Annotated in this window: 16 protein-coding genes; 11 read left to right on the forward strand and 5 right to left on the reverse strand. The window is 70.3% G+C overall.

The window, feature by feature from the left end:
• The first annotated feature begins 94 nt into the window (after positions 1-94).
• From ilvA to HTY53_RS23925, 7 genes are all read left to right on the forward strand, one after another.
• The gene (gene ilvA, locus HTY53_RS23895; RefSeq protein WP_174109079.1) at positions 95-1,633 is read left to right on the forward strand and encodes a threonine ammonia-lyase, biosynthetic; all 1,539 of its coding nucleotides are present in this window, start codon (positions 95-97) and stop codon (positions 1,631-1,633) included.
• A gap of 72 nt (positions 1,634-1,705) precedes the next feature.
• Complete coding sequence (gene queF, locus HTY53_RS23900; protein ID WP_174109080.1) at positions 1,706-2,539, forward strand: NADPH-dependent 7-cyano-7-deazaguanine reductase QueF; 834 nt, start codon at positions 1,706-1,708, stop codon at positions 2,537-2,539.
• Positions 2,540-2,676: 137 nt separating this feature from the next.
• Positions 2,677-3,513, forward strand: coding sequence for a TetR/AcrR family transcriptional regulator (locus HTY53_RS23905; protein ID WP_174109081.1), 837 nt, complete (start codon positions 2,677-2,679; stop codon positions 3,511-3,513).
• A gap of 24 nt (positions 3,514-3,537) precedes the next feature.
• On the forward strand, positions 3,538-4,605 hold the full coding sequence (locus HTY53_RS23910; protein ID WP_174109082.1) for an HlyD family secretion protein: 1,068 nt from the start codon (positions 3,538-3,540) through the stop codon (positions 4,603-4,605).
• Positions 4,602-5,630: an ABC transporter ATP-binding protein gene (locus tag HTY53_RS23915; RefSeq protein ID WP_174109083.1), complete on the forward strand. Its 1,029-nt coding sequence runs from the start codon at positions 4,602-4,604 to the stop codon at positions 5,628-5,630. Before HTY53_RS23910 ends, HTY53_RS23915 begins: the two co-directional genes overlap by 4 nt.
• The gene (locus tag HTY53_RS23920) at positions 5,627-6,790 is read left to right on the forward strand and encodes an ABC transporter permease (protein ID WP_174109084.1); all 1,164 of its coding nucleotides are present in this window, start codon (positions 5,627-5,629) and stop codon (positions 6,788-6,790) included. Before HTY53_RS23915 ends, HTY53_RS23920 begins: the two co-directional genes overlap by 4 nt.
• A 49-nt stretch (positions 6,791-6,839) precedes the next feature.
• Entirely contained in the window at positions 6,840-8,465 is a 1,626-nt protein-coding gene (locus HTY53_RS23925; RefSeq protein ID WP_174109085.1) for a TolC family protein, read from the forward strand.
• A gap of 60 nt (positions 8,466-8,525) precedes the next feature.
• Here HTY53_RS23925 and HTY53_RS23930 read toward each other — a convergent pair whose 3' ends face one another.
• A complete protein-coding gene (locus tag HTY53_RS23930) occupies positions 8,526-9,878 on the reverse strand; it encodes an ankyrin repeat domain-containing protein (protein WP_174109086.1) in 1,353 nt (450 codons plus the stop codon).
• 411 nt (positions 9,879-10,289) lie between these two features.
• Here HTY53_RS23930 and uvrA point away from each other — a divergent pair, with 411 nt between their 5' ends.
• A complete protein-coding gene (gene uvrA, locus HTY53_RS23935; protein WP_174109087.1) occupies positions 10,290-16,211 on the forward strand; it encodes an excinuclease ABC subunit UvrA in 5,922 nt (1,973 codons plus the stop codon).
• A 218-nt stretch (positions 16,212-16,429) separates the two neighbouring features.
• Here the strand turns inward: uvrA and HTY53_RS23940 are convergent, their stop codons facing one another.
• Positions 16,430-17,035: a cysteine hydrolase family protein gene (locus tag HTY53_RS23940; protein ID WP_174109088.1), complete on the reverse strand. Its 606-nt coding sequence runs from the start codon at positions 17,033-17,035 to the stop codon at positions 16,430-16,432.
• A 95-nt stretch (positions 17,036-17,130) separates the two neighbouring features.
• Here HTY53_RS23940 and HTY53_RS23945 point away from each other — a divergent pair, with 95 nt between their 5' ends.
• A complete protein-coding gene (locus HTY53_RS23945) occupies positions 17,131-18,030 on the forward strand; it encodes a LysR family transcriptional regulator (RefSeq protein ID WP_174109089.1) in 900 nt (299 codons plus the stop codon).
• Between the two features lie 52 nt (positions 18,031-18,082).
• Here the strand turns inward: HTY53_RS23945 and HTY53_RS23950 are convergent, their stop codons facing one another.
• The gene (locus HTY53_RS23950) at positions 18,083-19,564 is read right to left on the reverse strand and encodes a YncE family protein (protein WP_174109090.1); all 1,482 of its coding nucleotides are present in this window, start codon (positions 19,562-19,564) and stop codon (positions 18,083-18,085) included.
• The gene (locus tag HTY53_RS23955) at positions 19,561-20,016 is read right to left on the reverse strand and encodes a DUF305 domain-containing protein (RefSeq protein ID WP_174109091.1); all 456 of its coding nucleotides are present in this window, start codon (positions 20,014-20,016) and stop codon (positions 19,561-19,563) included. Before HTY53_RS23955 ends, HTY53_RS23950 begins: the two co-directional genes overlap by 4 nt.
• Before the next feature lie 268 nt (positions 20,017-20,284).
• Between HTY53_RS23955 and HTY53_RS23960 the strand changes: the two genes are divergently transcribed.
• Both HTY53_RS23960 and HTY53_RS23965 read left to right on the forward strand, forming a co-directional pair.
• The gene (locus HTY53_RS23960; protein ID WP_174109092.1) at positions 20,285-20,815 is read left to right on the forward strand and encodes an RNA polymerase sigma factor; all 531 of its coding nucleotides are present in this window, start codon (positions 20,285-20,287) and stop codon (positions 20,813-20,815) included.
• Positions 20,812-21,630, forward strand: a complete 819-nt coding sequence (locus HTY53_RS23965) for an anti-sigma factor family protein (RefSeq protein ID WP_174109093.1) — start codon at positions 20,812-20,814, stop codon at positions 21,628-21,630. The genes HTY53_RS23960 and HTY53_RS23965 overlap by 4 nt, the downstream gene beginning before the upstream one ends.
• Positions 21,631-21,669: 39 nt before the next feature.
• Here HTY53_RS23965 and HTY53_RS23970 read toward each other — a convergent pair.
• The coding region (locus HTY53_RS23970; protein ID WP_368041067.1) for a TorF family putative porin at positions 21,670-21,860 on the reverse strand (191 nt) is incomplete at its 5' end.

Here is a 21,860-nt window from a genome sequence, read left to right on the forward strand (position 1 = left end):
GGTTTGCTGGCGGTCTTGCGGGTCATGGCGACGGCCGGCGCCGGCCCTCCGCCTTCTCCGTCCATCCAATCCGGCCCCCGCGCCGGCCGTCGACATGACCCGCAAGACCGCCAGCAAACCCGACTATCTGAAGAAGATCCTGACCGCCAAGGTGTACGACGTGGCGCAGGAGACCGAGCTGACCTACGCCCACGAACTGTCGGCGCGAATTGGCAACGGGGTCTGGTTCAAGCGCGAGGACACCCAGCCGGTGTTCTCGTTCAAGCTGCGCGGCGCCTACAACAAGATGGCCTCGCTGACGGCCGACGAACTGAAGCGCGGCGTGATCGCGGCCTCGGCCGGCAACCACGCCCAGGGCGTCGCGCTGGCCGCGGCGCGGATGGAGTGCAAGGCCATCATCGCGATGCCGGTGACCACGCCGCAGGTCAAGATCGACGCGGTGCGCAAGCACGGCGGCAAGTGGGTGCAGGTCGTGCTGCACGGCGAGTCGTACAGCGACGCCTACCAGCACGCCGCCGAACTGCAGCGCAAGCACAAGCTGACCTTCATCCATCCGTTCGACGACCCCGAGGTGATCGCCGGCCAGGGCACCGTCGCGATGGAAATCCTGCGCCAGCACCCGGGCCCGATCCACGCGGTGTTCGTCGCCATCGGCGGCGGCGGGCTGATCGCAGGGGTGGCGTCTTACATCAAGGCGGTGCGGCCGGAAATCAAGGTGATCGGCGTGCAGACCGTGGACTCGGACGCGATGAAGCGATCGATCGAGGCCGGCAAGCGCGTCGAACTGAAGGACGTGGGCCTGTTCTCGGACGGCACCGCGGTCAAGCTGGCCGGCAAGGAAACCTTCCGCATCGCGCGCGAGCTGGTCGACGAGATCGTGCTGGTCGATACCGACGCGCTGTGCGCCGGCGTCAAGGACGTGTTCCAGGACACCCGCAGCATCCTCGAGCCGTCGGGCGCGCTGGCCGTGGCCGGCCTGAAGGCGTATGCCGAGCGCGAGAAGCTCAAGGGCAAGAATCTGGTGGCGATCGCCTCTGGCGCCAACATGAACTTCGACCGCCTGCGCTTCGTCGCCGAGCGGGCCGAGGTCGGCGAGGCGCGCGAGGCGGTGTTCGCCGTGACGATCCCGGAGGAGCGCGGCAGCTTCCGCCGCTTCTGCGAACAGCTGGGCACGCGCAACGTGACCGAGTTCAACTACCGGATCGCCGACAACCAGCTCGCGCATATCTTCGTCGGCGTGCAGATCGGCAGCCGCGTCGAGAGCGACAGGCTGGCCGCGGGCTTTCGCCGCCATGGCTTTGCCACGCTGGACCTGTCCAATGACGAACTGGCCAAGCAGCACATCCGCTATATGGTCGGAGGGCATTCGCCGCTGGCCCAGGACGAACTGCTGTACCGCTTCGAATTCCCCGAGCGTCCCGGCGCGCTGATGAAATTCCTGTCGAGCATGAGCCCGAACTGGAACATCAGCCTGTTCCACTACCGCAATCAGGGCGCGGACACGTCCAACATCCTGGTCGGCATCCAGGTACCGAAGAACGAAAAGCGCGCGTTCCGGGACTTCCTTGCCACGCTCGGTTACTTACACTGGGAAGAAACCGACAATCCCGTCTACAAGCTGTTCCTGGCGTGACGGTGCCTGCCGGTGCCTGTTGCCGCGTCGCTGCCTGTGCCGCCCGCCGCTGAACCGCACATTGGAGTGCTCATGACCCTGCCCGAACATTCGCCGCTGGGCAAAGTCTCGGCCTACAAGACCGAGTACGACGCCAGCCTGCTGTTCCCGATCCCGCGCGCGCCCAAGCGCGCCGAGATCGGCCTGCCCGACGGCCGCGCGGTGCCGTTCTTCGGCGTGGACATCTGGAATGCCTACGAGCTGTCCTGGCTCAATTCCAGGGGCAAGCCGCAGGTCGCGCTGGCCAGCTTCATCATTCCGGCCGATACGCCGAACATCATCGAATCCAAGTCGTTCAAGCTGTATCTGAACAGCTTCAACCAGACCAAACTGGAATCGCCCGAGGCGCTGCAGCAGCTGCTGCACCACGACCTGTCCGAAGCGACCGGCGGCACCGTGCAGGTGCGGCTGACCGCGGAGCACGACTTCGCGCGCCAGCAGATGGCCGAGCTCGACGGCCTGCTGCTGGACCGGCTCGACATCGAGACCGATATCTACGAGCCGGCGCCGCAGCTGCTGCGCGCCGACCAGGAAGAAACCCCGGTCGAGGAGACGCTGGTCTCCCATCTGCTGAAGTCGAACTGCCTGGTCACCGGCCAACCCGACTGGGGCAGCGTGCAGATCCGCTATGTCGGCGCCCCGATCGACCAGGAAGGGCTGCTCAAGTACCTGATCTCGTTCCGCAACCACAACGAGTTCCACGAGCAATGCGTCGAGCGCATCTTCATGGACGTGCTGCGCCAGTGCAAGCCGGTCAAGCTGGCGGTCTACGCCCGCTATACGCGGCGCGGCGGACTCGACATCAACCCGTTCCGCACCAACTTCAACACGCCGTGGCCGGATAACCGGCGCAACGCCCGCCAGTAAGGTCTGGCACAGCAGCACGCCTGTTCCGAGGCAGGGAAAGGCCGGCGTGGGTGCAACAGCGCCACGCCGGCCTTCTTTGTAACAGGCCTTCAATTAATTAATATGCCAATTAATATGCAAGGCACGCGACCATGACCATGCCTGCCAATCGTTCCCGCTCCTCTGCCGCTGCCGCGCCCGACCTGTCGCCCCCGGTCCAGGAACCGGCGCCCCGTCGTCCGGGTCGTCCTGATGGCAGCCCGCCAGCCGGCAAGCTCGCCAGCGGTGCAGCGCCACGCGGGCCGGGCCGGGTTCTGGGCCCCGAGGATCAGCGCGAGCGGCTGCTCGACGCCGCCGTCTCGCTGTTCGCCGAGCACGGTGTCGCCGCGACCCAGGTCAAGGCGATTGCCGCCCGAGCCGGCGTGACTCCCGCGCTGGTCCACTACTACTTCGGCGACCGTGGCCGACTGCTCGACGCGGTGGCGCAGGAGCGGCTCGGCCCGCTGGTGGATCGGGTCTTCGCGCCGACGGAGGGGGACGATCGCGATGCCGACCCCGCCGATACCGCGGATGCAGCGGACCTCGCCGCGCTGCTGGCCGGCATCGCCGAACGGCTGATTCGCGCGGCGGTCGCCACGCCGTGGTTCCCGGCGCTGTGGGTGCGCGAGATCGTCACCGGCGAGGGCCAGTTGCGCGAACGCGTGATGCAGCGCTTCGGCCTGCAGCGCGTCGGCGGCGTGGTGACCGCACTGAGCGCCGCACGCACCCGCGGCCAGATCGATCCCGCGCTGGCGCCGCCGCTGCTGATGGTGTCGGTGATCGGCCTGGCGCTGCTGCCGCTGGCCACCGGCCATATCTGGCGACGCCTGCCCGGGGCCGATGCGGTCGACGTCGACGCGATGGTCGCGCATGCCCGCGCGCTGCTGACGCACGGCATCCGTGCCGGCGACCCTGGCACAAGCGGCCACCGGCGTCGGCCAACCGAGCGCCGCTGAGCGCCACCGATCGAACGAACCGCCATGCCCGACGCCGACTCCCCGCCCATCGACCTCCGCGCGCACCGCCGGCATGCCGCAGTTCGGCGGACCCTGGGGCCGAGCTTCGCCCTGGTTGCAGCGGGGCTTCTCTCTGGCTGCGGCGACTCGGCTCCGGCCCGCTGGCAAGGCTATGTCGAAGGTGAGTTCGTCCACCTCGCCTCCCCCTTCGCCGGACGGCTGGAGCGCCTGAACGTCGAGCGCGGTCAGCAGGTCGCCGCCGGCGCGCCGCTGTTTGCGCTGGAGACCGACGAAGAATCGACCGCCCGCGCACAGGCGGTCGCCCAGCTCGAAGCCGCACAGGCCGAGCTCACCGATCTGCAGACCGGCCGGCGGCCCCCGGAAATCGACGCCGTCCGCGCGCAACTGGCGCAGGCCGAGGCCGCGGCGCAGCGCAGCGCCGCCGCGCTGGCGCGCGACGAGGCGCAGCTGCGCATCGGCGCGATCCCGCAGGCCCAGCTCGAGCAGAGCCGCGCCACCGCGCAGGCCGACGCCGCGCGGGTGCGCGAGCTGCGCAGCGATCTGGCGGTGGCACGCCTGCCTGGACGCGAGGCGCGCCGCGGCGCGCAGCAGGCGCAGGTCGAAGCCGCGCGCGCCGCATTGGCACAGGCCGACTGGCGGCTCTCGCGCAAGGCCATCGCCGCGCCGCAGGGCAGCCTGGTCTACGACACGCTGTACCGGCTGGGCGAATGGGTGCCGGCCGGCAGTCCGGTGGTGCGGCTGCTGCCGCCGGGCAACGTCAAGATTCGCTTCTTCGTGCCCGAAGCCGCGGTCGGCACGCTGCGCGCCGGCCAGACCGTGCGCCTGACCTGCGACGGCTGCGGCGCCGCGATTCCGGCCACCATCCGCTATGTGTCGAGCCAGGCCGAATACACGCCGCCGGTGATCTACAGCAACGAGACCCGGCGCAAGCTGGTCTTCCTGGTCGAAGCGCGCCCGGCGCCGGCGGACGCCGCGCGGCTGCATCCGGGCCAGCCGGTGGAAGTCGAGCCGGCCGCAGCCGCCGGCACCGGACCCGCGTCAGCAGCGCCGGCAAGCGGAGCACGCCCATGAACGGCACCGTGCCAGCCGACACTTCGGCAGCCGAGCGCGGCGCCCCCGAACTGGCGATCGACGTGCACGACCTCGGCAAGCGCTTCGGCGACAAGCAGGTGGTCGACGGGCTGACGCTGCAGGTGCGCCGCGGCGAAATCTTCGGCTTCCTCGGTCCCAACGGCAGCGGCAAGACCACCTCGATCCGCATGATGTGCGGGCTGCTGACGCCCGACGCCGGCAGCGGCACCTGCCTGGGCTACGACATCCTGCGCGACAGCGCGCAGATCAAGCGCCGCGTCGGCTATATGACGCAGAAGTTCTCGTACTGGGAAGACCTGTCGATTCGCGAGAACCTCGACTTCGTCGCGCGCGTCTACGGCGTGTCCGACCGCAAGGCCGCGGTCGAGCGCGCCCTCGAAGGGCTCGGCCTGGCCAGCCGCGCGCGGCAGCTGGCCGGTGCACTGTCGGGCGGCTGGAAGCAGCGGCTGGCGCTGGCGGCCTGCCTGCTGCACGAACCCGAGCTGCTGCTGCTCGACGAGCCGACCGCCGGCGTCGATCCGAAGGCGCGGCGCGATTTCTGGGAGCAACTGCATCGGCTCGCCGCCCGCGGCATCTCGGTGCTGGTCAGCACGCACTACATGGACGAGGCCGAGCGCTGCCACAAGCTGGCCTATATCGCCTACGGCAAGCTGCTGGCGCAGGGCACCGCGGAGCAGGTGGTGGCAGCGCAGGCGCTGTCGACCTGGTCGGTTGAAGGCGGCGACCTCAACGCGCTGTCGCGCCAGCTGGCCGACGAAGCCGCGGTCGAGCAGACCGTGGTGTTCGGCAACGCGCTGCACGTGACAGGGCGCGATGCCGCCGCGCTCGAAGCGACGCTGCGGCGGCTGTCCGACCATGGCCGTCATCGCATGGCGCCGGTCGACACCAGCCTGGAAGACGTGTTCATCCACATGATGAATCGCGCGGACGACAACATGCGCGCCGATGCCAACGCGGCCCATTCCACCGATAGCGCGACAGTCGGCAGGAGCGGCAGGCCATGAAGGGCGAGCCGCGCGCCGGCGAAGAGCGCCTCGGCTTCTCGCTGCGGCGCTGGTGGAGCATCGTGCTGAAGGAATTCCTGCAGCTGCGCCGCGACCGCGTGACCTTCGGCATGATCGTCGGGCTGCCGGTGCTGCAGCTGCTGCTGTTCGGCTTCGCCATCAATACCGATCCGCGCCAGCTGCCCACCGCGGTGATCGCCGCCGACCACAGCGAGTTCACCCGCTCGCTGATCGCCAGCATGCAGGCCTCGCGCTATTTCCGCGTGGTCGGCACGTTGCCCGACGAGGCCGCGGGGCGCGAGGCGCTGATGCGCGGCGAGCTGCAGTTCGTCGTCAGCATCCCGCCCGACTTCACGCGCCGGCTGCTGCGCGGCGAACGCCCGGCCGTGCTGGTCGAGGCCGACGCCACCGATCCGTCGGCAACGGGCGCCGCGCTGGCGGCGCTGGGGCAGATGCCGCTCGCGGTGGCCGACAAGGACCTGAAGGGCTCGCTGGCGCCGCTGGCGAGCGGCAAGCCGGCCTTCGACGTGCAGGTGCATCGGCTCTACAACCCCGAAGGGCTGACCGCCTACAACATCGTGCCGGGCCTGATGGGCGTGATCCTGTCGATGACGATGGTGATGATGACGGGCCTGGCGATGACGCGCGAACGCGAGCGCGGCACGATGGAAAATCTGCTGGCCACGCCGGTGCGTCCGCTCGAGGTGATGAGCGGCAAGATCGTGCCCTATGTCTTCATCGGGCTGATCCAGAGCACCATCATCCTGCTGGCGGCACGCTGGGTGTTCGGCGTGCCCTTCGTCGGCTCGGTGATCGCGGTCTATCTGGCCGCGCTGCTGTTCATCGCCGCCAATCTGACGGTCGGCATCACGCTGTCGTCGCTGGCGCAGAACCAGCTGCAGGCGATGCAGCTGACCTTCTTCTACTTCCTGCCCGGCATCCTGCTGTCGGGCTTCATGTTCCCCTTCCAGGGCATGCCGGGCTGGGCGCAGGCGATCGGCAACCTGCTGCCGATGACGTACTTCCACCGGATGATCCGCGGCATCCTGCTCAAGGGCAGCGGCTGGGCGGAGCTCTGGCCCAATGTCTGGCCGCTGCTGCTGTTCACCGCGGTGGTGATGGCGATCGCGGTGCGGTTCTATCGTCGTACGCTCGATTGACGGCCGACCGATGCGCTCGCCGAACGTCGATGCCTGCAAGGAGATCGTGATGACCCTGCCCGCGTTCCGATGCAGACGGCTGGCGCCACTGGCGGGCGCCGCCGCGCTGCTGGCCGGCTGCGCCGTCGGCCCGGATTTCGTCGCGCCGCCCGCGCCCGACAGCGCCCGCTATGGAGCTGCGCCCTTGCCTTCGGCGACGACTTCCGCGCCGACGTCCGTGTCGATGCGGCACGGCCAGGCGCAGCACCTTGTCGATGGCGCCGACGTGCCGGCCCAGTGGTGGTCGCTGTTCGGCAGCGCCGCGCTCGACTCCGCGATCCGCACCGCATTGGCCAACAGCCCGATGCTGGCCGAGGCACAGGCCAGTCTGGAGCGCGCCCGGCACGACTATGCCGCGGCCGCCGGCATCGCCCAGTGGCCCGCCATCGACGCACGGCTCGACGCGGCCCGTCAGCAGGTCAATATCGAATCGATGGGCATCACGGCCTTCCCCAGTCCTCCGCCCTTCACGCTGTACGGCGCGTCGGTGCGGGTCTCCTATGTGCTGGACCTGTTCGGCGCGCAGCGGCGGGAACTGGAGGGGCTGCGCGCGGCGGTCGACTTCCAGCGCTACGAGCTCGAGGCCGCGCGGCTGTCGCTGGCCGCCAATGTCGCCACGGCGGCAATTCGCGAGGCCAGCCTGCGCGCGCAGATCGAAGACACCGAGGCGCTGATCGACGCGCAGCGGCGGCAGCTGGCGATCGTCGAGCAAGGCGTCGCGCTCGGCGGCACCGCCGAGGTCGAGGCAGAGCGGCAACGCGGCGAACTGGCGCAGACCGAGGCGCTGCTGCCGGGCCTGTCGCGGCAGTTGGCGGCGACGCGCCATCAGCTGGCGATCTATCTGGGATTGCCGCCCGAAGCGGCAGCCGAAGCGGCAGCCGAGCCGGAGCAGCAGAGCGCTTCGGGACCGGCGGCACCGACTGCGCCGGCCACCGCCGTGCCGGTGTTCCGCCTCACCGAACTGAGACTGCCCGACACCTTGCCGGTCAGCCTGCCATCGAAGCTGGCGCGCCGGCGGCCGGATATCCGCGCCGCCGAGGCGCTGCTGCATCGGGCCAGCGCCAATATCGGCGTCGCCACCGCCAACCTGTATCCGAGCCTGACGCTGTCGGCCAGCGCCGGCACGCAATCGCGCACCGGCGGCGATCTGTTCGATCACCTCAATGTGTGGAATGTCGCTGCGGGGCTGGTGCAGCCGGTCTTTCGCGGCGGCGCGCTGCGGGCCCGGCAACGCGCCGCGGAAGCGGCCTATCGCCAGGCGCTGGCGGCGCATCGGCAGACGGTGCTTCAGGGCCTGCGCGAAGTCGCCGATGCGCTGCAGGCGGTGCATAGCGATGCCGCGACGCTGAGGGCGCGGGCCGAAGCGGCCCAACGCGCCGCCGCCACGCTGGCCATCGTCGCCGAGCAATACCGGCTCGGCGGCGTCAGCCAGTTGGCGCTGCTCGATGCGCAACGCCAGCATCGCGAGACCACGCTGGCGCTGACGCGGGCCAGTGCCGATCGTCTGGCCGATTCGGCCGCCCTGCTGCAGGCGCTCGGCGGCGGCTGGTGGCAAGGCGAGGTCCAGGCCGGGGCCGAGGCCGCCGATACGCGGCAGGACCGGGCCGGCGGCCCGGCAACGACGGCATCGCGATGATCGGTCGGCTGGGCGGGCATGTGCGGGTCCCGGCCCGGGTTCTCTTTCTGTGGCTTTTGTTCAGTCCGATGCCGGCGACGCCTCAGCCAGCAGCGCGACGACTTCCCGCCGGCCCGCCGCCTGCGCCAGCGTCAGGGCCGTGTGGCCCTTCGCATTGCGCAGCAGCGCATTGGCGCCGGCCTCGAGCAGCAGCCTGACCACGGCAGCATCGCCGGCCCGCGCGGACAACATCAGCGCCGTCATGCCGTGCTGATCCGCGGCGTCGACACCGGCGCCGGCCCGCAGCAACAGGTCCACGGTGCGCATGCGCAGCCCCGGCGAGCGTCCGAGCTCGTCGCTGCCGGCCGCCAGCAGCAAGGGCGTGCGCATCGCGGCGTTGCGTTGATGGAGGCCATCGGCGGCGCCATGCGCCAGCAATGTCGCCATCACCTTCGGATGCAGCGCCGCGGCCGCGTAGCCGAGCGGCGTCCAGCCCTCGGCCTGGCACGCCAGCGGGTCGGCGCCCGCCGCCAGCAGCGTGGCGGCGACCTCGGCATGGCCATAGACCGCGGCCCGCATCAGCGGCGTCCGGCGCGCGGCGTCGCGGCCGTCGACCGCCGCGCCATGCGCCAGCAGCAGCGCCACGGCCTCGCGCTGCCCGAAGGTGGCGGCGCGCGCCAGCGGCGTCTCGCCATCCGGAAACGAAGCGACGTCGATCAACCAGGCGCCATGCGGCTGCGCGGCAGCGATCAGCTCGCGCATCGCCGCCAGATGGCCGCGTCCGGCCGCGATGGCCAGCGCCCCGTGTCCGCGCGGCGACAGCGGCAGCGACAACGACTCGGCGCGCGCCAGCCAGGGCTGCAGTTGCGCCACATCGCCGCTGCCGGCGGCATGGGCCAACTCGTCGGTGCCGCTGCGTCCCAGCCAGTCGAGATAGTCGGAAACCAGTTCGCCGATGGTGGCGGTCAGAGCCGCATCCCCGGCCAGGGGGTCCGCGGCCAGCGCCACCGGCGGCTGGCGGTCGGCATTGCGGGCCGACAGCGCGAGCCTGGCTGCATGCGTGCCCTGGTATTCCAGCTGGCGCAGCAGCGCGCGCACCAATTGCGGCGCGGCCGGGCGCAACTGGAAGGCCAGATGCAGGGCGGTATCGCCGTTGGCGTTGGTCAGCGCCGGATCGGCGCCGTGCTGCAGCAGCCGTTCGACGGCCTTCCATTCGCCGCCGGAGAGCAGCGCCAGGTGCAGCGCGGTATTGCCGTCGCGGTCCGGCAGGCGCAGCAGCGCGGGCTGGGCGGCGGCAAGCGTGTCGATGGCGGCCACATCGCCGCGGGCGATGGCGGCATGCAAGGCGGCGACCGCCGCTCCTTCGACGGTGGATGCGCCGCCCGGCGCACCGGCAGGTTTGGCGTCGACGAAACTCCTGGTTGGTAGCACCATGCCTGTTCTCCTGGCGTTGGGGATAGGGCCGCCGCGGAAGGCGGTGGCGCTGGTTGCCAGCGGAGCGCCGAGGGGGCGGGCTGGCAGCGTGGGGCCGGCGGTGGGTACTTGGAGGAACGCGGCCGGCCGAGGGGTATGCCGCTCGACCGGTCGCAGCCACCGCCGGCGCCGCCATCCTATGGGGCCCGGCAGGCGGAATCTATTGAAAACACCCGGAATCTGTGCAAAGGAGCGCGCCGGTGTCGCAGCGCGGTCGGTGCGGCGCCCCACCTCCGGTGCGCATCGGCGGGCTGCCAGGCGGCGTTGGCGTGGCATCCGGACGCGCCGGCGGGACTTTTGCTAAAGTTTACGCCCGACTTTCCACCGCCCCCGCCTCGGGGAGCGGTGCGCCCACCGAAAGGATTCCTCCCCATGTCTTCCGGCGTCATCCGCATCCGCGGCGCCCGTCAGCACAATCTCAAGCAAGTCGATCTGGACCTGCGCACCGGCGAAATGACGGTGGTGACGGGACCGTCCGGCTCGGGCAAATCGAGCCTGGTCTTCGACACCCTCTATGCCGAAGGTCAGCGGCGCTATGTCGAAACCTTCAGCGCCTACGCCCGCCAGTTCCTCGATCGCATGGACCGGCCCCAGGTCGAGCGCGTCGAAGGCGTGCCGCCGGCGATCGCGATCGACCAGACCAATCCGGTACGCAGCTCGCGCTCGACGGTCGGCACCATGACCGAGCTGAACGACCATCTGAAGCTGCTGTTCGCGCGCGCCGCCCAGCTGTTCGATCGCGAGACCGCGCTGCCGGTCCGCCACGACACCCCCGAGACCATCTACGCCGAGCTGCTCGAACGCACCCGCGCCGACGATCCGCGCCTGGCGGTGACCTTCCCGGTCGAGCTGCCCGAATCGGCCACCGAGGACGAGATCGCGCAGTGGCTGTCCGTCAGCGGCTATACGCGCGTGCAGGCGCAGCGTGTGGTGAACTCGCCGACCGGCCCGCGCAAGATGCTCGACGTGGTGGCCGACCGCTTCCGCCTGCAGCGCGCCGACAAGGCCCGCGTGGTCGAGGCGATCGAGTCGTCGCTCAAGCGCGGCGCCGGCCGGGTCAATATCTACGTGCTGCCCGAGGGCGACGCCGCCTCCGCGGAAGCGGCCGACGCCGAGGCGACCATCTGGCGCTTCTCCACCGGCCTGCATTGCCCCGAGAGCGACCTGCGCTACGCCGATCCGCAGCCGGCGCTGTTTTCGTTCAATTCGGCCTATGGCGCCTGCGAGGCCTGCCGCGGCTTCGGCCGCGTGATCGGCGTCGATCTCGGCCTGGTGATTCCCGACGGGCGCAAGACGCTGCGCGAGGGCGCGATCAAGCCGATGCAGACGCCGGCATGGAAGGAGTGCCAGGACGACCTGATGCGCTACGCGGCGCGCGCCGGCATTCCGCGCGACACGCCGTGGGCCGAGCTGACGCAGGACCAGCGCGACTGGGTCGTCGACGGCGACCCCGCCTGGAACGGCAAGTGGAACAGCCAGTGGTACGGCGTGCGCCGCTTCTTCGACTATCTGGAGTCGAAGGCCTACAAGATGCATATCCGCGTGCTGCTGTCCAAGTACCGCAGCTACACGCTGTGCGAAACCTGCGGCGGCGCCCGCCTCAAGACCGAGGCGATGCTGTGGCGCCTGGGCTCGCGCGAGAACGCCGATGCCGTGCTCGATCCCGCCCGCCGCGTGATGCCGCGCGGCGTGGCCTGGCGGCGCGAACAGCTGGAGGCCCTGCCCGGCCTGACCGTGCACGACCTGATGCTGCTGCCGATCGACCGCATCCGCCGTTTCTTCGACACGCTGACGTTGCCCAGCGTGCTGCTCGACGACGCGCTGAAGCTGCTGCTGACCGAGGTCCGCACGCGCCTGAAGTACCTGTGCGACGTCGGCATCGGCTACCTGACGCTGGACCGGCAGAGCCGTACGCTGTCGGGCGGCGAGGTACAGCGGATCAACCTGACGACCGCGCTCGGCACCTCGCTGGTCAACACGCTGTTCGTGCTCGACGAGCCCAGCATCGGCCTGCATCCGCGCGACCTGAACCGGATCGTCGAGGCGATGCGGCGGCTGCGCGATGCCGGCAATACGCTGGTGGTGGTCGAGCACGATCCCTCGGTGATGCTGGCCGCCGACCGCCTGATCGACATGGGCCCCGGCCCCGGCGAGCGCGGCGGCGAGATCGTCTACGACGGCACCCCGGCCGAGATCCGCCACGCCGGCACGCTGACCGGCCAATACCTCGCCGGCCAGCGCCGCGTCGCCGATGCGTCGGACTGGGTCCGCCGGCCCGTCGACGAGGCCACGCCGCGGCTGGTGCTCGAAGGCGCCAGCGAGCACAACCTGCAGGACGTCACCGTGTCGATCCCGCTGCAGCGCCTGGTCTGCGTGACCGGCGTGTCCGGCTCGGGCAAGTCGACGCTGATCCAGGACGTGCTGCACCCCGCGCTGGCCCGCCATTTCGGCCGGGCCACCGAAACGCCCGGGGCGCACCGCGCCCTGGTCGGCGCCGAACGGATCGCCGATGCGGTGTTCGTCGACCAGTCGCCGATCGGCAAGACCGCGCGCTCCAATCCCGCCAGCTATGTCGGCGCCTTCGACGAGATCCGCAAGCTGTTCGCCAGGGCCCCGCTGGCGAAGCAGCGCGGCTATACCGCCGGCACGTTCAGCTTCAACTCGGGCGACGGACGCTGCCCGACCTGCGGCGGCTCCGGCTTCGAGCACGTCGAGATGCAGTTCCTGTCCGACGTCTATCTGCGCTGCCCGGATTGCGACGGCACGCGCTATCGCGCGGAAATCCTCGAGGTGAAGATCGAACGCGGCGGCCGCGCGCTGGGCATCGCGGACGTGCTGGAGCTGACGGTCAGCGAGGCGGTCGGGCTGTTTGCCGCCGATGCCGAGGTGCTGCGCGTGCTGCAGCCGATCGTCGATGTCGGCCTCGAATACGTGAAGCTGGGCCAGCCGGTGCCGACGCTGTCGGGCGGCGAGGCGCAGCGCCTGAAGCTGGCGGGCTTTCTCGCCGAAACCGCGCAGGCCGCGCGCAAGCGCGTCGCACCGGACGCCAGCGAGGGCCGGCTGTTCATGTTCGACGAGCCGACCACCGGCCTGCACTTCGACGACATCGCCAAGCTGATGCGCGCCTTCGGCAAGCTGCTGGACGGCGGGCATTCGCTGATCGTCATCGAGCACAACCTCGACGTGATCCGCGCCGCCGACTGGCTGATCGACCTCGGCCCCGAAGGCGGCGACGCCGGCGGGCAGCTGGTCTGCGCCGGGACGCCGGACGACGTCAAGCGCTGCGAGCAGTCGCATACCGGCGCGGCGCTGCTGCAGTACGAGAACCAGATCGGGCGCAGCGACGCGCAGGCCGAGCACGACGCGCTGCGGCTGCAGTCGGCGTACGGCTCGCCGGCGGCACGCCGTGCGCGGCGCGCGCTGGCCGAGGTCCAGGGCGAGAACGTGGTGCGCATCGTCAACGCGCACGAGCACAACCTGAAGTCGCTGAACGTCGATATTCCGCACAACAAGTTCAACGTCGTGACCGGCGTGTCCGGCTCGGGCAAATCCACGCTGGCCTTCGACATCCTGTTCCACGAGGGCCAGCGGCGCTATCTCGAATCGCTGAACGCCTATGCGCGCTCGATCGTGCAGCCGGCGGGCCGGCCCGAGGTCGACGCGGTGTTCGGCATTCCGCCGACCGTGGCGATCGAGCAGCGCCTGTCGCGCGGCGGGCGCAAGAGCACGGTGGCGACCACCTCCGAGGTCTGGCACTTCCTGCGGCTGCTGTACGTCAAGCTTGGCCTGCAGCACTGCGTGCACGACGGCACGCCGGTGACCGCGCAGAGCCCCGAATCGATCGTCGCGCAGCTGCTGCGCGAATACCGCGGCCAGCATGTCGGCCTGCTGGCGCCGCTGGTGGTCAACCGCAAGGGCGTCTACACCGATCTCGCCAAATGGGCGAAGGCGCGCGGCCATACCCATCTGCGCGTCGACGGCGCCTTCCTGCCGGTCGATCCGTGGCCGCGGCTGGACCGCTTCCGCGAACACACGATCGAACTGCCGGTCGGCGACCTGGTGATCTCGCCGGACAACGAGGCCGCGCTGCGCGCGCTGCTGGAGCAGGCGCTAGAGCACGGCAAGGGCGTGATGCACCTGCTGGCGCCGCTCGATGGCCTGCGGGAAGCCTTCGGCAACGGCCACAACGGCGACGGCGTCGGCCAGACCAAGGTCTTCTCGACCAAGCGCGCCTGCCCCACCTGCGGCACCAGCTATCCCGAACTGGATCCGCGCATGTTCTCGTACAACAGCAAGCACGGCTGGTGCGAGAGCTGCGTCGGCACCGGCCTGGCGCTGACGGGCGAGCAGCGCGCCGCCTATGACGACAGCGTGATCGGCAGCGACGATCGCGGCCGCGAACAGACCTTGCCGTCGGAGGAGATCGAACCCGAAGGCATCGGCCATGCGGCCTGCCCGTCGTGCCACGGCACGCGGCTGAACTCGGCGGCGCGCGCGGTCAGCTTCGCCGGCCGCTCGATCGTCGACATCGCGCAGTGGACCGTGTCGCAGACGCGCGCGTGGATCGAGCAGCTGACGCTGAGCGGGCGCGACGCCGAGATCGCGCGCGACGTGGTCAGCGAAATCCGCAGCCGGCTGGAATTCCTCGAGGAAGTCGGCCTCGGCTACCTGAGCCTGGATCGCGCCGCGCCCAGCCTGTCCGGCGGCGAGGCCCAGCGGATCCGGCTGGCGGCGCAGCTCGGCAGCAATCTGCAGGGCGTCTGCTATGTGCTGGACGAACCGACCATCGGCCTGCATCCGCGCGACAACCGCATCCTGCTCGATGCGCTGCGCAAGCTCGGCGACAAGGGCAACACGCTGGTGGTGGTCGAGCACGACGAGGACACCATCCGCCGCGCCGACCACATCATCGACATCGGCCCCGGCGCCGGCAAGCGCGGCGGCCATGTGGTCGCGCAGGGCGGCGTCGCCGATCTGGCGGCGCAACCGTCGTCGCTGACCGGCCAGTTCCTGGCCCGGCCGATCGTGCATCCGCTGCAGCCGCGCCGGCCGGTCGCGCCCGCGGCGCGCGGCAAGGCGGGCGCCGCCGACACGGCGGTGCCCGAGCGCTGGCTGACCGTGCATGGCGCCACGCTGCACAACCTGCGCAACGTCACCGCCAGCCTGCCGCTGTCGCGGCTGGTCGCAATCACCGGCGTCAGCGGCTCGGGCAAGTCCACGCTGGCGCGCGATGTGCTGATGACCAATCTGCTCGATGCGGTCGGCCGCTCCGTGCTGTCGTCGCCGGCCACACGTCGCGCGCGCAAGTCGGCGCAGGCCAGCGAGCCGACAGCGAGCGCCGGCAAGGGCGCAGCCACGAGCGTCAGGAAGCTCGACGTCCAGCATGTCTGGCAGGGCTGCGAAGCGGTCACCGGCTGGGAGGCGATCGACCGGGTGCTCGAGGTCGATCAGACCCCGATCGGCAAGACGCCGCGTTCGTGCCCGGCCACTTATATCGGCGTCTGGGACGCGATCCGCCGGCTGTTCGCCGACACGCTGGAAGCGCGGGCCCGCGGCTATACCGCGTCGCGCTTCTCGTTCAACACCGGCGACGGCCGCTGCCCGGCCTGCGAGGGTCAGGGCGTGCGCACCATCGGCATGAGCTTCCTGCCGGACGTCAAGGTGCTGTGCGACGTCTGCCACGGCCAGCGCTTCAATGCGGAGACGCTGGCGGTCAGCTGGCGCGGCCGCAATATCGGTGAGGTGCTGACGATGGAGATCGACGAGGCGGTGGAGTTCTTCGCCGCGCAGTCGAACATCGCGCATCCGCTGCAGCTGCTCAAGGACGTGGGGCTCGGCTATCTGACGCTGGGCCAGCCCTCGCCGACGCTGTCGGGCGGCGAGGCGCAGCGGATCAAGCTGGTCACCGAACTGGCCAAGGTGCGCGACGACATCACGCGCCGCGGCCAGAAGCCGCCCCATACGCTGTACGTGCTCGACGAGCCGACCGTGGGCCTGCATATGGCCGATGTGGCCAAGCTGATCCGCGTGCTGCACCGTCTGGTCGACGGCGGCCACAGCGTGGTGGTGATCGAGCACGACCTCGACGTGATCGCCGAAGCCGACTGGGTCATCGACCTCGGTCCGGAAGGCGGCGACGGCGGCGGCACCATCGTCGCGGCGGCGCCGCCGGACGTGCTGGCGCGCACGCCGGGCAGCCATACCGGGGCGGCGCTGGTGCCGGTGCTGGCGCGCACCGCGGCGGTCGCGGCCAACGAGGTCGGGCCGAGGGCGGTGCGCGGGGCGGTGGCGTAGCGGGCGGCAAGCACTATCGCACTTGCACCTGACACAGGCCGAGGGTGTTCTCCCCTCTCCCGCTTGCGGGAGAGGGGCGGGGGAGAGGGCAACCGGCGCTGGCAACTCGACAGCGGCTCAAACCACACCCTCTCCCCGGCCCTCTCCCCCTGAGGGGGAGAGGGAGAACACACGCGCAGCCGCCACGACCTGCGAGCGGCAGCCGATTACAGGGCGGCTTACGCCCCCAACGCTCCCGCATCCGGCACCACCAGCGCCACCAGGTCGTTCAGCTCCGTCAGCGCGGTGCGATGCACGACCGCGGCGGGCACCACCTCGCCGTTGACCGGGTCGGGCAGATCGCGCGTCGCGCAGGCGGACGCCACCACCGTGGTGGTAAAGCCCAGATCGAGCGCGGCGCGCGCCGTCGCGCTGACGCACATATGGGTCATGAAGCCGGCGATCACCAGCTGCTTGCGGCCGGTCTGGGCCAGCGTATCGGCGAGCGCCGTGCCAGCGAAGGCGTTCGGCAGATGCTTGACGATCACGGACTCGCCTTGCGCCGGCGCAAGGTCGGCGATCAGTTCGGCATAGGGTCCCTGCGGATCGAAGATCGCGCCGCCCGGCTGGCCGTGGTGCTGGATGTGCACGACCGGTGCGCCGGCCTTGCGGGCCGCGGCCAGCAGGCGCTGGCACTCGGCCACGGCTTCCGCCATGCCGGACAGCGGCAGGCTGCCGTCGACATACTCGCGCTGATGGTCGATCAGCACCAGGCTGGCTTGCTGCCAGTCGGCCGGCTGGCGCGTCGCGCCGGCGAAATCCATCAGGGTCTTGGCTTGCGGCATGGGGTCTCTCCCTCATCGAATGCACGACATCGTGCGATGCCGCCATGATAGGGTTCGGCTTGCCGATCCACCATGCCAAATTCCGACGAGTCACTGTGCAAAAAAGAACAGCCGCCACCCCTCATTGGGACGATCTGCTGACGCTGGCCGTGCTGGCCCGTTCGGGCAGCTACGCCGCCTGCGCGCGCGAACTCGGGCTGACCCATGCCACCGTGATCCGCCGGCTGCGGCGGCTGGAAACGGCGCTGGGCGCACCGGTGGCCGAATCGATGCAGGGCCGCATCGAACTGTCGCCGGCCGGGCGCATCGCGCTGGCCGCCGCCGAGCAGATGGAGCGGCACGCCGCGCGCATCGGCCGCGAGCTCGAGGCGCGCCGCGTCAGCCCCGGCAGCGTGTCGGGCACGGTCAAGCTGACCGCCACCGAAGGCGTGGCCACGCTGTTCATTGCCGAACGGCTGCCGGCACTGCGCGACCGGCATCCCGGCCTGACGGTGGAGCTGATCGTCGAGGCGCGGCGCGCCAGCCTCGCCCGCCGCGAGGCGCATCTGGCCATCCGTCTCAATCGCCCGGTCGAGGAACAGGTGGTGGCGCGCCGCATCGGCACGATGCATTACGGCGTCTACGGCAATGCCAGCATGCAGCGGCGCTACGCAGACGAGGGCCTGGCCGCGCTGCCGTTCTGCCAGCTGGCGTTGTCGCTGGCGCCGGGCGTGACGCTGCCCGAGATCCGCTGGGTCGACAAGCAGATCGCGCGCGACGCCATCGTGCTGTCCAGCAACAGCGCCGATACCCTGCTCATGGCCGCCGCGGCAGGCACTGGTGCCGCGCTGCTGCCTCACTTCGCCGCGCAGACGCAGCCGTCGCTGCATCTGCTGCAGGATTGTCCCGAGGTGCGGCGCGAAGTCTGGCTGGCCTATCCGTCCGAATACCGGCGCCAGCCGCGCTTTCGCGCCGTGGCCGACTGGCTGGCCGAGTGCTTCGCCGACATGCCGTAGGCGAGGCGTCCCGGTCCGCGGACGGCTACGGCAACTACGGCGGCCACGGCAACTACGGCTCCTGCCGCTGCACCGGCGCGCCGATGCCGGCGCCGGTCACCGGGGCGATCACCAGAAAGCGCCGCGCCTCGTGGCGTTCGCCGCCGCCGGCGACCACCTGCCGGATCGGCCCGACCGTATTGACGATCGCGGATCCGGCCGGATTGGCCATGAAGCGCGCCAGCGGCTCGATGCGGCCGCCGCCGTCCGCCCGCTCGGCCAGCCCGAGCACATAGGCCTGCTTCGGCTGCAGGCCGGTGACCGAAGCCTGCAGCACCTGCACCAGCCCTTGATCGAACAGCGCGACGCTGGTCGGCACTTGTTGCGCCGGGTCGCGCTTTCCCGCGCCGACCGGGACCATGGACAGCTGCGTGGCCCTGGCGATCGCGCTGGCCGGCTGCAGGTTCTGGCGTCCGTCTCCCTGCGTGACCGCATCGGGCACGTAGACCACGGCCTGCGGTGCCTGCCCCACCGGAATCGTCGCGACCACGCGCTGGCTCAGCGTGTCGATCGCCGCCAGCGCGTCCTCGTTTTCCAGCCCGACATAGATGCGGCTGCCGTCGGCGGACGGCCACAGGCCGTGCGGCAGCTTGCCTACCGGAATGGTCGCCACCGGCGAGAAATCGTCGGTGCGGAACACCTTGACCTCGTTGGTGCCGCCGACCGTCACGTAGGCAAACTGTCCGTTGCGGTTGCGGACGAAATTGACGTGGTTGGTGATCGGCCCGGTATCGATGGTGCGGATCGGCCCGAACGGCGGCCGCGCATCGAAGACCTGTACCTTGCCGATGTCCTTCAGCGTGAACCAGACCTGCCTGCCGTCGGGCGTCGCGGCAATATTCGGGCAGAAGGCGCTGGCCTGTTCGATGGTGGCGATCACCTTGTGCTCGGCCACCGAGATCACGCTGGTGCGCGGCTGAAACGACGAGCAGACGTAGCCGTACTTGCCGTCCGGCGAGAAGATCTGCATGCCCGGGCCGGCCGGCACGGCGATTCGGGTTGTCTCGCGGTAAGTCGCCGCGTCGATCACGGCGACATAGTCCTCGCCGCGCACGGTAACCCAGACCTCCTTGCCGTCCGGCGTGTAGAACGCCTCGTGCGGCGAGCGGCCGAGATAGGTCACGTGCCGGACCGCATTGGTCTGCGTGTCGATGAAGGACACCGAGTTCGAGCCGATCGACACCACCGCCAGCGTGCGGCCGTCGGGCGAGAAGCCGAGCCCGTGCACCAGCAGCTGCCCCTTGTACAAGGGGCTGAAATTGGCCGGCGTCGGCTCGCCGAGCCGGATCATGCCAAGCACCTCGTTGGAGGCGGGATTGGTGACGGACACCGTGTTGGAGAACTGCTCGGCGGCGTAGATGCGGTCGCGATGACTGATCGGCCGATCGGGATCGCCGGCCGCGCGCGGCGGCTGGCCGGCCTGCGTCGCGACGGGCAAGGCCACCGCCAATGCCGTCGTCAGCGCAGCGAAGACTGCGGTCAGGGTCGGCTTCATCGTGGCTCCTTGTGCGAATGGTGAGCCGCGGCCGGCGCCGCGGCGGCGCCTTCGCGATGGACGGGACTGTTTGAGGGCGGCGCGGGGGCGGCATCCGGCGGCAGCCCGATCGCCAGATGCATCGCCGCGATCTCCTGCTGCTGCGTGGCGATGATTTCCTGCGCGATCCGACGCAGTTGCGGATTGCAGCCGTGACGCAGCTGGGCCATCGCCATCTCGATCGCGCCGCGGTGGTGCGGCACCATCATGCGGACGAAGTCGCGGTCGACGTCGCCGCTGGCCTCGATCGCCATCGCGTTCATCATCCGCTCCATCGCGCGGTCGTTCTCTGCGAGGAAGGCGGCGTGGCTGGCGGCATCGGCGCACGGCTCGGCCGCGGCCGCCGGCGCCAGCAACGCCGCCAGCGCCACGCCCACGCCCACGCCCATGATCGGTGACAAGGCCCGCGACATGGCGGACGCGGCCCGCGCGGCGCCGCGATCGCGACGGCGCCATCGGAATCGGAATCGGAATCGGAATCGGGAAGGCATGCTGAACTCCTCGAGGTCCATACCAGAAGGTGAACAGCGGTCCCGGCCCGCTTATTCCCTCGGACCGGCTAAAAAGTTCCGGACGGTGGCCGGTGCCGGCGGGAATAAAATCGTCCCGATGGTGTTCACGCTGTAAGGACGGACCGGAGGAGAACCCCGGCGCCGTCCGCCGACCGACAAAGGAACAGCGATGGGGGTTCGTGAAGAACTGATCGACCACGTGCCGCGGCTGCGCCGCTATGCGCGCGCGCTGGTCCACAACCGCGAGCTGGCCGACGACCTGGTGCAGGACACGCTCGAGCGCGCGCTGCGCCATGCGCGGCAATACCACGACGGCACCGATCTGCGGGCCTGGCTATTCACGATCATGCATAACGCCTTCGTCAACCAGATGCGGGGAGCCGGCATGCGCGCGACGCATGTGCCGATGGACGACGACACGCTGTCCGACGGTCTCTCCGGCACCGACTGGCACAGCACCGCCAATCCCGCCGGCTCGCTGGAGGTGCGCGACCTCGATTACGCGCTGCAGCGGCTGCCGGCCGAACAGCGCGAGGTGGTGCTGCTGGTCGGGCTCGAATCGATGAGCTATGCCGAGGTCGCGCTGGCGCTCGGCATTCCGGTCGGCACCGTGATGTCGCGGCTGTCGCGCGGACGCGAGCGCCTGCGCAGCCTGATGGCCGGTGTCAAACCCGAAGCCCGACTGAGGGTGGTGCGATGAGCAACGACGCATTCGCGATCAGCGAGGAAGAGATCCACGCCTACGTCGACGGCATGCTGCCCGACGCGCGGCGCGCCGAAATCGAGCAGCGGCTCGAGCACGACCCCCAGCTTGCCCAGCGGATCAGCCAGTACTACGCGCTGAATCACATGCTGCACACGCGCTACGACCGCGTGCTGAACGAACCGCTGCCGGCGCGGCTGCGCGACCCCGGCCGGCGTGGCGCATGGCTGCGCCGGCTGGACTGGAAGCGGCTGGGCGGCATGGCCGCGGCGCTGGTGGTGGGCATCGGCATCGGCGTCAGCGCGGACGACTGGCGCCCTGCTCTGCCGACCTTCGGCGGGGACATTGCCCGGCGCGCGCCGTCCGGGGTCGATACCGGCGAGTCGTTCGCACGCCAATCGGCGATCGCGCACGTGATCTACGCCCCCGAGGTGCGCCGACCGGTCGAGGTCGGCGCCGACCGCGAGCAGGAACTGGTCAAGTGGGTATCGAACCGGCTCGGCGCCGATGTCCGCCCGCCGATCCTGACGCGCACCGGCTTCTCGCTGATGGGCGGACGGCTGCTGCCGAGCAACCACGGCCCGGTGGCACAGTTCATGTACCACGACGCCAACGGCGAGCGCATCACGCTGTGCATCTCGCACCGCGACCTCGCCGCGGACGTCACCGCGTTCCGGCTGTATCAGGACGGGCCGGTCAACGTGTTTTACTGGATCGACGGCAAGTTCGGCTACGCGGTATCGGGCGGCATCGACCGGACGCGGCTGCTCGAGCTGGCGCACGACGTGCACGCGCAGGTGGCCGCGCAGTAGCGGTGGCGGGCGGCCGACCGGGGCGATAGCCGCGCGAGCTCAGAACGTCTTCGTCAGCGAGGCCCAGGCCGTGCCGCGGCCCATGTAGCGTCCCTTGGCGTTGGTGTAGACGGTCCGGTCTGCGTTGGTGTCGATATAGGCCACGGCCAGCGCGAAGCCGTTGCCCAGGTCCTTGGTCAGACCGAGCTTCCAGTCGGTGTACGAGGCGTCCGCCACGTTCTGCACCTTCT

It is taken from the genome of Cupriavidus gilardii, assembly GCF_013314895.1.
Lineage (GTDB): Bacteria > Pseudomonadota > Gammaproteobacteria > Burkholderiales > Burkholderiaceae > Cupriavidus > Cupriavidus gilardii_C.

Coding starts and splice junctions, on each gene's coding strand:
- ilvA (WP_174109079.1), top strand. CDS start 95: ATGACCCGCAAGACCGCCAGCAAACCCGACTATCTGAAGAAGATCCTG.
- queF (WP_174109080.1), top strand. CDS start 1,706: ATGACCCTGCCCGAACATTCGCCGCTGGGCAAAGTCTCGGCCTACAAG.
- HTY53_RS23905 (WP_174109081.1), top strand. CDS start 2,677: ATGCCTGCCAATCGTTCCCGCTCCTCTGCCGCTGCCGCGCCCGACCTG.
- HTY53_RS23910 (WP_174109082.1), top strand. CDS start 3,538: ATGCCCGACGCCGACTCCCCGCCCATCGACCTCCGCGCGCACCGCCGG.
- HTY53_RS23915 (WP_174109083.1), top strand. CDS start 4,602: ATGAACGGCACCGTGCCAGCCGACACTTCGGCAGCCGAGCGCGGCGCC.
- HTY53_RS23920 (WP_174109084.1), top strand. CDS start 5,627: ATGAAGGGCGAGCCGCGCGCCGGCGAAGAGCGCCTCGGCTTCTCGCTG.
- HTY53_RS23925 (WP_174109085.1), top strand. CDS start 6,840: ATGACCCTGCCCGCGTTCCGATGCAGACGGCTGGCGCCACTGGCGGGC.
- HTY53_RS23930 (WP_174109086.1), bottom strand. CDS start 9,878: ATGGTGCTACCAACCAGGAGTTTCGTCGACGCCAAACCTGCCGGTGCG.
- uvrA (WP_174109087.1), top strand. CDS start 10,290: ATGTCTTCCGGCGTCATCCGCATCCGCGGCGCCCGTCAGCACAATCTC.
- HTY53_RS23940 (WP_174109088.1), bottom strand. CDS start 17,035: ATGCCGCAAGCCAAGACCCTGATGGATTTCGCCGGCGCGACGCGCCAG.
- HTY53_RS23950 (WP_174109090.1), bottom strand. CDS start 19,564: ATGAAGCCGACCCTGACCGCAGTCTTCGCTGCGCTGACGACGGCATTG.
- HTY53_RS23955 (WP_174109091.1), bottom strand. CDS start 20,016: ATGTCGCGGGCCTTGTCACCGATCATGGGCGTGGGCGTGGGCGTGGCG.
- HTY53_RS23960 (WP_174109092.1), top strand. CDS start 20,285: ATGGGGGTTCGTGAAGAACTGATCGACCACGTGCCGCGGCTGCGCCGC.
- HTY53_RS23965 (WP_174109093.1), top strand. CDS start 20,812: ATGAGCAACGACGCATTCGCGATCAGCGAGGAAGAGATCCACGCCTAC.